Source organism: Neoroseomonas soli (genome assembly GCF_018129065.1).
GTDB classification, from domain to species: domain Bacteria; phylum Pseudomonadota; class Alphaproteobacteria; order Acetobacterales; family Acetobacteraceae; genus Neoroseomonas; species Neoroseomonas soli.
Genome location: NZ_JAAEDM010000021.1, coordinates 51,795 through 62,593, shown reverse-complemented (window position 1 = coordinate 62,593; position 10,799 = coordinate 51,795). Strand labels below are relative to the sequence as shown.

The 10,799-nt window shown below is 70.3% G+C and carries 10 protein-coding genes; 2 read left to right on the top strand and 8 right to left on the bottom strand.

Features of this window, described 5'->3' with window-relative positions:
* Together GXW76_RS10425 and GXW76_RS10420 are read left to right on the top strand one after the other, a co-directional pair.
* On the top strand, positions 1-970 hold a 970-nt coding region (locus GXW76_RS10425), incomplete at its 5' end, for a Bug family tripartite tricarboxylate transporter substrate binding protein (RefSeq protein WP_211861948.1).
* 81 nt (positions 971-1,051) lie between these two features.
* On the top strand, positions 1,052-2,062 hold the full coding sequence (locus GXW76_RS10420) for a Bug family tripartite tricarboxylate transporter substrate binding protein (protein WP_211861947.1): 1,011 nt from the start codon (positions 1,052-1,054) through the stop codon (positions 2,060-2,062).
* 97 nt (positions 2,063-2,159) lie between these two features.
* Here GXW76_RS10420 and GXW76_RS10415 read toward each other — a convergent pair whose 3' ends face one another.
* The 8 genes from GXW76_RS10415 to carA all read right to left on the bottom strand — a co-directional run bounded on the left by GXW76_RS10415 (position 2,160) and on the right by carA (position 10,757).
* Complete coding sequence (locus GXW76_RS10415) at positions 2,160-3,410, bottom strand: threonine ammonia-lyase (protein ID WP_338150933.1); 1,251 nt, start codon at positions 3,408-3,410, stop codon at positions 2,160-2,162.
* Between the two features lie 93 nt (positions 3,411-3,503).
* The gene (gene greA, locus GXW76_RS10410; RefSeq protein ID WP_211861945.1) at positions 3,504-3,977 is read right to left on the bottom strand and encodes a transcription elongation factor GreA; all 474 of its coding nucleotides are present in this window, start codon (positions 3,975-3,977) and stop codon (positions 3,504-3,506) included.
* Between the two features lie 112 nt (positions 3,978-4,089).
* Positions 4,090-7,335 carry a carbamoyl-phosphate synthase large subunit gene (gene carB / locus GXW76_RS10405; protein ID WP_211861944.1) on the bottom strand — a complete coding sequence of 1,082 codons (3,246 nt, stop codon included), beginning with the start codon at positions 7,333-7,335 and terminating at the stop codon, positions 4,090-4,092.
* Between the two features lie 5 nt (positions 7,336-7,340).
* The gene (locus GXW76_RS10400; protein WP_211861943.1) at positions 7,341-7,637 is read right to left on the bottom strand and encodes a hypothetical protein; all 297 of its coding nucleotides are present in this window, start codon (positions 7,635-7,637) and stop codon (positions 7,341-7,343) included.
* A complete protein-coding gene (locus GXW76_RS10395) occupies positions 7,637-7,900 on the bottom strand; it encodes a hypothetical protein (protein ID WP_211861942.1) in 264 nt (87 codons plus the stop codon). Before GXW76_RS10395 ends, GXW76_RS10400 begins: the two co-directional genes overlap by 1 nt.
* Entirely contained in the window at positions 7,897-8,529 is a 633-nt protein-coding gene (locus GXW76_RS10390) for a LysE family translocator (protein WP_211861941.1), read from the bottom strand. The genes GXW76_RS10395 and GXW76_RS10390 overlap by 4 nt, the downstream gene beginning before the upstream one ends.
* On the bottom strand, positions 8,529-9,287 hold the full coding sequence (locus GXW76_RS10385) for an SDR family NAD(P)-dependent oxidoreductase (RefSeq protein WP_211861940.1): 759 nt from the start codon (positions 9,285-9,287) through the stop codon (positions 8,529-8,531). The genes GXW76_RS10390 and GXW76_RS10385 overlap by 1 nt, the downstream gene beginning before the upstream one ends.
* A gap of 87 nt (positions 9,288-9,374) precedes the next feature.
* Positions 9,375-10,757: a glutamine-hydrolyzing carbamoyl-phosphate synthase small subunit gene (gene carA / locus GXW76_RS10380; RefSeq protein WP_211861939.1), complete on the bottom strand. Its 1,383-nt coding sequence runs from the start codon at positions 10,755-10,757 to the stop codon at positions 9,375-9,377.
* Positions 10,758-10,799: the final 42 nt, after the last annotated feature.

The following is a 10,799-nucleotide window of genomic DNA, read 5'->3' as shown; positions in this document are numbered from 1 at the left end:
CCTGCGCGGCCGTCGTGCCGCCCTCGCGCTCGCCGCCGCGCCGCTGCTGGCGCCGCGGGCGCGCGCCCAGGCTTCCTGGCCCACCGGCCCCATCCGCTTCGTCTGCATCTTCCCGCCGGGCGGCTCCACCGACCTGCTCAGCCGGATCTGGTGCCAGCGCATGACCGAGATCACCGGCCACTCCTTCGTGCTGGACAACCGCGGTGGCTCGGGCGGGAATGTCGGGACCGAGGCGATCGCCCGCGCCTGGCCGGACGGCACCACGATCGGGCTCGCCTCCGTCTCCTCGCTCGCCATCTCCCCGACACTGTACCGCCGGCTGCCCTTCGACGTGGCCCGGGACTTCTCCTACATCTGCGGGCTCTGGCAGTTGCCGAACCTGCTGATCGTGCGGCCGGAGATCCCGGCGCGGGACATCGCCGAACTGATCGCCCTCTGCCGCGCGGAGCCCGGCCGCTACACCTTCGCGAGTTCCGGCGCCGGCACGACGCTGCACATCGCCGGCGAGATGTTCAAGCAGATGGCCGGCGTGAACATCCTGCACGTGCCCTATCGCGGCGGCGGGCCGGCCTACACCGACCTGCTGGGCGGCCGGGTGGACATGATCTTCGGCAACTTCCCGGAGGCGAGCCGGCTCTACCACGAGGGGAAGGTGCGCGCGCTCGCCGCCACGGGCGCCACGCGCAGCCCGCAGGCGCCGGAAGTGCCGGCGATGGCGGAATTCCTGCCCGGCTACGAGATCAACTCCTGGGGCGGCGTCTGCGGTCCCGCCGGCATCCCGCCGGCCATCGTCCTGCGCATCGCGGAACTCGGCCGCCAGGCGGTCGAATCCACCGAGGTCCGCCGCCGCTACGAGGAAGGCGGCGCGACCGTCTGGTGGACGACGCCGGAGGGCCTGGCCGATTTCCGTCGCGACAACGAGGCGCGCTTCGCGCCGCTGATCCGGGCCTCGGGCGCGATCGTGGAATAGGGTGCGCAGCGTGCTTGACGCCACCCCCGCTCCGCCGCTTCGGTTGCGGCATCGGCCGCAGAGCCGGCAGGGAGGCAGGACATGACCAGGAAGGCACTTCGCGGCGCCGCGCCGGCGCGCGTCATCGGCCGGCGGGGCCTGCTCGCGGCATCGGCGGCCGCGGTGGCGGCACCGGCGCTCGGCCAGCCAGGCGCCGCCTGGCCGGCGGCATCCGTCCGCTTCATCGGGATCTTTCCGCCGGGCGGGGGCACCGACATCCTGTCCCGCATCTGGTGCGCCAAGATGGGCGAGATCACGGGCCATTCCTTCGTGGTCGAGAACCGCAGCGGCTCGGGCGGCAATGTCGGCACCGAGGCGATCGCGCGCTCGCCCGCGGACGGGACGACGATCGGCCTCGCCTCGGTGGCGCCGCTGGCGATCTCGCCGACGCTTTACGCGCGGCTGCCCTTCGACGTGAACAAGGACCTCGCCTACATCTGCGGCCTGTGGCAACTGCCGAACATGCTCGTCGTCAACAACGACGTGCCGGCGCGCACGGTGCCGGAACTGATCGAGCTCTGCCGGCGCAACCCGGGCCGCTATTCCTTCGCGAGTTCGGGGTCGGGCACCACGGTCCATCTCTCGGGGGAGATGTTCAAGCAACTGGCCGGCATCGACATCCTGCACGTGCCCTATCGCGGTGGCGCGCCGGCCAATGTCGACCTGCTGGCGGGCCGCGTGCACATGATGTTCGACAACATCCCGCAGGCGCTGGCCCACCACCGGGACGGCAAGATGCGCGCGCTCGCCGTCACCGGCGCCGAGCGCAGCCCCCAGGCGCCGGAGATCCCGACGATGGCGGAATTCCTGCCGGGCTTCGAGATCACCTCCTGGGGCGGCGTCTGCGGCCCGGCGGGTATCCCGCCTGCCATCGTCGCGCGCATCGCGGAACTCGGCCGCCAGGCGATGGAGAGCCCCGATGTGCGTCGCCGCTTCGAGGAGAACGGCGCCGCCGTCTGGTGGACGACGCCGGAGGGCCTCGCCGATTTCCGCCGCGACAACGAGGCGCGCTTCGCCCCGCTGATCCGCGCCTCCGGCGCCCGCGTGGAGTGACGCAGGATGGGCGCGCCCTTTCGTGCCGGGCGCGCCTTGATGACAGACAAGAAAGGGAGGGGGAGCGGGGGAGGTTCTCCTCCCCCGCGCTGCCTGCTCAGCCCCGCCTGACGACGTAATCCGCCGCTTCGAGCGCGGCGATGATCGCATTCCCCTGCGCCGCGTCGCGCACTTCGATCATCAGTTCGAGTTCCGCGCTCTGCACCGACGGCGCCGCGAACAACCGCTGGTGGCTGACCTCGATCACGTTCCCGCCCGCTGCCGCGACGCGCGTGGCGATGTCCGCCAGCACGCCCGGCCGGTCCGGGATGTCGAGGTGCACGCGCAGGATGCGCCCGTCGCGCAGCAGGTTGCGCAACAGCACGTTGGCGAGGATGCGCGGATCGATGTTGCCGCCGCAGACGGTGGTGCCGACGCTGCGTCCTGCGAAGCGCTCGGGGTAGGTGAGCACCGCCGCGAGCCCGGTGGCGCCGGCGCCTTCGGCGACCACCTTGGCGCCTTCGGCCAGCAGCGCGATCGCGTGCTCGACCGCGCGCTCGGGCACCAGCAGCACCTCCACGCCGAGGCGGCGGAGGATGGCGAGCGGGGTCTCACCCACGTCGCGCACGGCGATGCCCTCGGCGATGGTCGGCCCGCCGACGCGCACCGGCTGGCCGGCGAGGCGCTGCGCCATGGCGGGGTAGCCCTCGACCTCGACGCCGAAGACCGGCATGCCCGGGCGCAGTTCCGCCATCGCGGCGGCGACGCCGGAACACAGGCCGCCGCCGCCGATGGGGATGACCAGCGCCTCGATCTGCGGCGCGTCCTCGATCATCTCGAGCACCATGGTGCCCTGGCCGGCGATCACGCCGGGGTCGTCGTAGGGGTGGACGAAGACCAGGCCTTCCCGGAGCGCGAGGTCGTGCGCGTGGGCGGCGGCCTCGGCCAGCGTCTCCCCGTGCAGCACGACGCGCGCGCCCCAGGATTCGGTGCGCACCACCTTCGTCGCCGGCGTGAATTTCGGCATCACGATGGTCGCTGCGACGCCGGCGAGCTGCGCGTGGCGCGCCACCGCCTGCGCGTGGTTGCCGGCGGACATGGCGATGACGCCGGCCGCGCGTTCCCGCGCCGTCAGCAGCGCGAGGCGGTTGGCCGCGCCGCGTTCCTTGAAGGCGCCGGTGGGCTGGAGGTTGTCGAGCTTGAGGAAGACGCGCGTGCCCGCCTCGCGGCTGACGGCCGGGTTCTCGATGGTGGGCGTGCGCAGGATGGCGCCGCGAATTCGCTCCGCCGCGGCCCGGATGTCGGCGAGCGTGACGCCCGGCGCGACAGGTGCCTCGGCAGCCGCGGCGAGGCCGCGGATCGAATTCACGGGAGACATCGTTTTCCTCGTGGTGGTGGAAACGCGCAGCGTGCGCCCGCGGATGGCGGGCGCGTCAGGAAGCGAGTGCGGACGCGCCCGTGGTCAGGCGAAGCGGACGGCGGTTATCTCGACCGAACGGGCGCCGCCAGGTGCCGGCACCTCGACCGAATCGCCGACCGTCTTGCCCATCAGCGCCTTGGCGAGCGGGGAGGTGACGGAGATCGACCCGTTCTTCATGTCCGCCTCATACTGGCCGACGATGCGGTAGGTCTTCTCGTCGTCGCTCTCCTCGTCGACGATCGTGACCTTGGCGCCGAACAGGACCTTGTCGCCGGTGAGGCGCGCGACATCGATCACATCGACCGAGGGGATGATGCCCTCGAGTTCCGCGATGCGGCCCTCGATGAAGGACTGGCGCTCGCGCGCGGCGTGGTATTCCGCGTTCTCGGAGAGGTCGCCATGCTCGCGTGCCTCGGCGATCGCCCGGATGATCGCCGGACGCTCCTCGCCCTTCAGGGCCTTCAGCTCCTCCTCCAGACGCGCGAGGCCCTCGGCGGTCATCGGGAACTTCTGCACGGCGAACCCTTCCCAGATATGGCGCCCCCCGCCGGCCCTCGGTCCGGTTCAGCCAGGCCTGGCGGTCGGTGGGGGAAAGACGCCACGGGGGCCGGAAACGGCCCCCATGCGGTCAGAACGACGTAGCAAAATAAGCCTGTAGGGGCGCCACATCAAGGGTTCCGGCCTTCAGGGCCGCGATCGCGTGGACCGCCGCGCGGGCACCCGCCGCCGTCGTGTAGTGCGGAATGCCGTGGGTCAGGGCGCTGCGGCGGATGTCGAAGCTGTCCGCCACCGACTGCCCGCCGCCGGTGGTGTTGATCACCAGCTGGATGTCGCCGGACTTCATGGCGTCCACGCAATGCGGGCGGCCTTCGAGCACCTTGTTGACGACCTGGCAGTCGAGCCCGGCCTCGCGGATGCGCACCGCGGTGCCGCGGGTGGCGAGGATCGAGAAGCCCATATCCGACAGCCGCCGGGCCAGCATGACGGCTGCGCCCTTGTCGCTGTCCTTCACCGAGATGAAGGCCGTGCCGGATTCCGGCAGCTTCACCCCCGCACCGAGCTGGGACTTGAGGAAGGCGCGCTCGAAGGAGTGGTCGAGGCCCATCACCTCGCCGGTGGACTTCATCTCCGGCCCGAGGATCACGTCCACATTCGGGAAGCGGTTGAAGGGGAAGACCGCTTCCTTGACCGCGACGTGGCGCGAGACGGCGTCGTCATCGAGCCGGAACTCGGACAGGCGCGCGCCGGCCATGACGCGCGCGCCGATCTTCGCCACCGGCACGCCCGTCGCCTTGGCGACGAAGGGCACGGTGCGCGATGCGCGCGGGTTCACCTCCAGCACGTAGATGTCGCCGTCCTTCACCGCGTACTGCACGTTCATCAGGCCCTGCACCTTGAGCGCGCGGGCCATGGCTTCCGTCTCGGCCTTGAGTTCCGTGACGATGGCCGGCGGCAGCGAGTAGGGCGGCAGCGAGCAGGCGGAATCGCCGGAATGGATGCCGGCTTCCTCGATGTGCTCCATCACGCCGGCGACATAGACCTGGCCCTCGGCGTCGCAGATGCAGTCCACGTCCACCTCGATCGCGTCCTGCAGGTACTGGTCGATGAGGATCGGGTTCTCGCCGGAAACCTTCACGGCCTCGGCGCCGAAGCGGCGGAGCTGCTCGTCATTGTGCGCGATCTCCATCGCGCGGCCGCCGAGCACGTAGGACGGGCGCACCACCACCGGATAGCCGATGCGGTTCGCCTCGCGCACGGCTTCGTCCAGCGTGCGCGCGGTGCCGTTCTGCGGCTGCTTGAGGCCGAGGCCCTTCAGCAGTTGCTGGAAGCGCTCGCGGTCCTCGGCGATGTCGATCGCCTCCGCGCTGGTGCCGAGGATCGGGATGCCGACCTCGTGCAGCGCCTGGGAAAGCTTCAGCGGCGTCTGCCCGCCATACTGCACGATGCAGCCGAGCACCTCGCCGGATTCCTGTTCCTTGCGGATCAGGGCGATCACGTCCTCGGCGGTCAGCGGCTCGAAATACAGGCGGTCGGAGGTGTCGTAGTCGGTGCTGACCGTCTCCGGGTTGCAGTTGACCATGATGGTCTCGAAGCCCGCGTCGCGCAGCGCGTAGCAGGCATGGACGCAGCAATAGTCGAACTCGATGCCCTGGCCGATGCGGTTCGGGCCGCCGCCGAGGATGATGACCTTCTTGCGCGCGGTCGGGCGGGATTCGCAGACTGGCGTGCCGAAGCCGCCCTCATAGGTCGAGTACATGTAGGGCGTTTCGGAGGCGAACTCCGCCGCGCAGGTGTCGATGCGCTTGTAGACCGGCTGAACGCCGAGCCTGCCACGCAGTGCTTCGACCTCCGTTTCCTTCACGCCCGCCAGCACGGCGAGCCGCTTGTCGGAGAAGCCGAGCGCCTTGAGCGTGCGCAGCGCCGTCGCGGTCTGCGGCAGGCCCTTCGCGCGGACCTCGTTCTCGGCGTGGACGATCTTCTCGATCTCGCGCAGGAACCACGGGTCGAACTTCGACGCTTCGTGGATCTCCTCGAGCGACACGCCCGCCCGCATCGCCTGCGCGGCCATCACCACGCGGTCGGGCTTGGCCGTCGCCAGCGCGGCGTGGAAGGCCAGCGCCGAGCCGTCGCCGGGTGCCGGCACGTCATCGAGGCCCGTAAGCCCCGTCTCCAGCCCGCGCAAGCCCTTCTGCAGGGCTTCGGCGAAGGAGCGGCCGATCGCCATGGTCTCGCCGACCGACTTCATCGAGGTCGTCAGCGTCGCCGGCGTGCCGGGGAACTTCTCGAAGGTGAAGCGCGGGATCTTCACCACCACGTAGTCGATCGTCGGCTCGAAGGAGGCCGGCGTGACCATGGTGATGTCGTTCTGCAGCTCATCGAGCGTGTAGCCGACGGCGAGCTTCGCCGCGACCTTGGCGATCGGGAAGCCCGTCGCCTTCGACGCGAGCGCGGAAGACCGCGACACGCGCGGGTTCATCTCGATGATGACCATGCGGCCATCGGCGGGATTGATGCCGAACTGCACGTTCGACCCGCCGGTATCGACGCCGATCTCGCGCAGGCAGGCGATGCTTGCATCGCGCATGCGCTGGTATTCCTTGTCGGTCAGCGTCAGCGCGGGCGCGATGGTGACGGAATCGCCCGTATGCACGCCCATCGCGTCGAGATTCTCGATGGAGCAGATGATGATGCAGTTGTCCGCCTTGTCGCGGACCACCTCCATCTCGAACTCCTTCCAGCCGAGGACGCTCTCCTCGATCAGCACTTCGCTGGTCATCGAGGCCGACAACCCGGCGGAGACGATCTGCTCGAACTCCTCCTTGTTGTAGGCGATGCCGCCGCCCGTGCCGCCGAGCGTGAAGGAAGGCCGGATGACGCAGGGCAGGCCGACGACCTTCAGCCCCTCGCGCGCCTCGTCCATCGTGTGCGCGATGGTCGACTTCGGGCTTTCGATGCCGATCTTCGACATCGCGTCGCGGAACTTCTGCCGGTCCTCGGCCTTGTCGATGACCTCGGCCTTGGCGCCGATCAGCTCGCAGCCGTACTTCGCGAGAACGCCCGCCTCGGCCAGCTTCAGCGAGGTGTTGAGCGCCGTCTGCCCGCCCATGGTCGGCAGGAGCGCGTCGGGGCGTTCCTTGGCGATGATCTTCTCGACGATCTCGGGCGTGATCGGTTCGATATAGGTCGCATCCGCCAGGCCCGGATCGGTCATGATCGTCGCCGGGTTGGAATTCACCAGGATGACGCGGTAGCCCTCGGCGCGCAGCGCCTTGCAGGCCTGGGCGCCGGAATAGTCGAACTCGCAGGCCTGGCCGATGACGATCGGGCCGGCGCCGATGATGAGGATGGACTTGATGTCGGTGCGCTTCGGCATGGGGGTCAGGCTTTCCGCGGGAAGAGAAGAAGGATGAGGAAGGCGAGCACGGCGAAACCCGCGCCGGCGATCAGCGCGCCGCCGATCGCCTCGTCGGCGTAGCCGGGGCGTTCGAAGCCGAGCGCCCAGATTCCACCGGCTGCGGCCATGGCGCCGTAGGCGGCGCAGCAGGTGACGAAGGGCCGCAGCGCGCGATGCCCGGAAGCGAGCAGCGCCGTCAGCCGCCAGAACAGGAAGACCGCGGGCAGCACGGCGGCCAGCGCCGCCGCCGCGCCATGCGCGAGCGCATCGAGCCCGTACATCACGGCCGCACCCGGGATTGCTGCCGCGCGCTCCAGAGCAGCAGCGGCAGCAGGATCAGGTGCGGGATGCCCCAGAAGGCGAGCGCCAGCGTTGCGTGCTCGCCTGCCATCAGGGTGGACGCGCCATGCACCACGACGGACAGCACGAAGGCCGTCAGCGCCGCGCGCATCGGCGGGTAGATCTTGCGCAGGCTGGACGCCAGCACGAAGAGCACCAGTCCCGAATAGGCCAGCGCGAAGAGGGCCGCTGCACCTTCCATCATGCGCGGCTCTCCGTCGCGAGTTTCACCGCGAGCAGCGCCAGCGCGCCGCCCAGGATCCAGCGTTGCGCCGCCATCCAGCCGGGACGTTCGCCGAGGAACCGTGCCACGCCCGCCGAGCCCCAGACCAACGCCGCGTCGAACATCGTGCAGACCGCGATCTGCACCGCGCCGAGGATCGCGCCCTGGGTGAAGACGTCGCCGAGCGCCGGATCGATGAAGGGCGGCAGCACCGCCACGTAGAACAGCGCCACCTTTGGGTTCAGCGCCGCCGTCGCCATACCGACGCTGAACAGGCGCGCGGCCGGTTCCTTCGGCATCGGCCGCGGCGTGAAGATCGGCTGCCCACCCGGCCGCAGGCATTGCCACGCCAGCCAGGCGAGATACGCCGCACCGCCGAGGCGCAGCGCATCCCAGGCATAGGGCACGGCGAACAGCGCCGCCGTGATCCCCGCCGCCGCGCAGAGCATCACCAGCAGTGACCCGAACTGGCACCCGACGAGCGACACCATGCCCGCCCCCGTCCCCTGCGCCAGCGAGCGCGAGACGAGGTAGAGCATGTTCGGCCCGGGCGTCACCGCGAGCCCGAAGGACAGCGCGGCGAAGACCAGCAGGGTTTCGGCGCTGGGCATCACCCGTGGACCGAAAACCCGCCATCCACCGGGATGGACACGCCCGTGATGAACGCCGCCGCGTCCGACGCCAGGAACGCCGCCACCCCTTCGAAGTCGCGCGGATCGCCCCAGCGCTTGATCGGCGACCGCCGCAGCACGTCGTCGTGCAGCGTCGTCATGTCCTGCCGCGCCTTCCTCGTCAGCTCGGTGTCGATCCAGCCCGGCAGCACCACGTTCACCGTGATCCCGTCCTGCGCCCAGGCGACCGCGAGCGACTTCGTCAACTGCACCACGCCGCCCTTCGACGCGCCATACGCCGCATGCGGCGCCAGCCCGAAGATCGACAGCATCGACCCGTTGTTGATCACCCGCCCCACGCCGCCCGTCTTCAGGAAGGGATGCGCCGCCTGGCTCGCGATCATCGCGCTGGTCAGGTTGGTCGCGAGCACCGTGTGCCAGTCCTCCATCCGGTATTCCTCCGGACGGCGGCGGATATTGGTGCCGGCATTGTTCACCAGGATATCGAGCCGCCCCATCCGCTCGGCCGTGGTGGCGACCATGGCGCGGATCGACGCTTCCTCGGTCACGTCCACCTCGACGCTGCCGGCCTTCGCTCCGAGCGCGGCCAGTTCAGCCACCGCCGCCGCGTTCTTGGCCGGATTGCGCCCGGCCACCATCACCGCCGCGCCGGCGCGGGCCAGCCCGCGCGCGAAGCCGAGGCCGATGCCCCCGTTGCCGCCGGTGACGAGCGCGACGCGCCCCTTCAGGTCGAACATGCCGTAATCCCCTCTCTTGTCGGGCGCGGCCGATCCGGACCTTCGCGCCCTTCGGCGCTCCGGTCGTCGGACGCGCGGCCGGCCGGCTCAGGCGCGGCCGGCCTTGTGCGCCTCGATCATCTCCACGAAACGGCGGAAGAGGTAGTGGCTGTCCGTCGGCCCCGAGGAGGCCTCGGGGTGATACTGCACGGAGAAGGCCGGGCGGTCGGTCGCCGCCACGCCCTCGTTGGTGCCGTCGAACAGGGAGACATGCGTGACCTTCGCATTCGCCGGCAGCGTCTTCGGGTCCACCGCGAAGCCATGGTTCTGGGAGGTGATCTCGACCTTGCCGGTCTCGAGGTCCTTCACCGGCTGGTTCGCGCCGCGATGCCCGCGCGCGAGCTTGTAGGTCTTTGCCCCCAGCGCCAGCGACAGCAACTGGTGCCCGAGGCAGATGCCGAACACCGGCAGCCTCGTCTCCAGCACGCCCTGGATGGCCGGGACGGCGTATTCGCCCGTCGCCGCCGGGTCGCCGGGGCCGTTGGACAGGAACACCCCGTCCGGCTTGTGGGCGAGGATCTCCTCGGCCGTCGCCGTCGCCGGCACCACCACCACCTCGCAGCCGGCCGAGGCCAGGCAGCGCAGGATGTTGCGCTTCGCGCCGTAGTCCACCGCAACGACCTTGTGCTGCGGCGCTTCCTGCCGGCCGAAGCCCGTGGGCCACACCCATTCGGTCTCGTCCCAGGCGTAGGTCTGGCGGCAGGTGACCTCCTTCGCGAGGTCCATCCCCTCCAGCCCCGGGAAGGCGGCGGCCTGCGCCTTGAGCGCGGCGATGTCGAAGCGGCCGTCGGCGCGGTGGCAGATCACGCCGTTCGGCGCGCCCACGTCGCGGATCCGCACCGTCAGCGCGCGCGTGTCGATCCCCGACACGCCCGGGATGCCATGGGAGACCAGCCAGTCCCGCAGGTCCTTCGTCGCGCGCCAATTGGCCGGCTCGGTCACGTCCTGCTTCACGATCAGGCCGCGCGTGGCCGGCGTGACGCCCTCCATGTCCTCGTTGTTGGTGCCGACGTTCCCGATGTGCGGGAAGGTGAAGGTGATGATCTGCCCGGCATAGGACGGGTCGGTCAGGGTTTCCTGATACCCCGTCATGCCGGTGTTGAAGCAGACCTCGCCGACCATGGCGGCCTCGGCGCCGAAGCCTCGGCCCCAGAAGATGGTCCCGTCGGCCAGCACCAGGCAGCCGGTGGCGCCTTCGGGGGGGGTCTCGGCAGAGGCAGCCATGGGGGGCTCCGTCTTCATGGTTTCGGCGGGTGCGCCGGGGAGGTCGGACAGGGCCAGGCCGGTGGCGGACAGCACGGCGGGCCAGTGCTTGGCCGGGATCGCCTTCGCCTGGCGCCACTTGCGGATCGCCTCGGTGCCGACGCCGCAATGGGTCGCCGCCGCCTCGGGGCCTCCGAGCAGGGCGATGATATCTTCCACGGTGCGCATGGGCGACCTTATGCCGGGAAACGATTTCCCACGGCAAGCTGA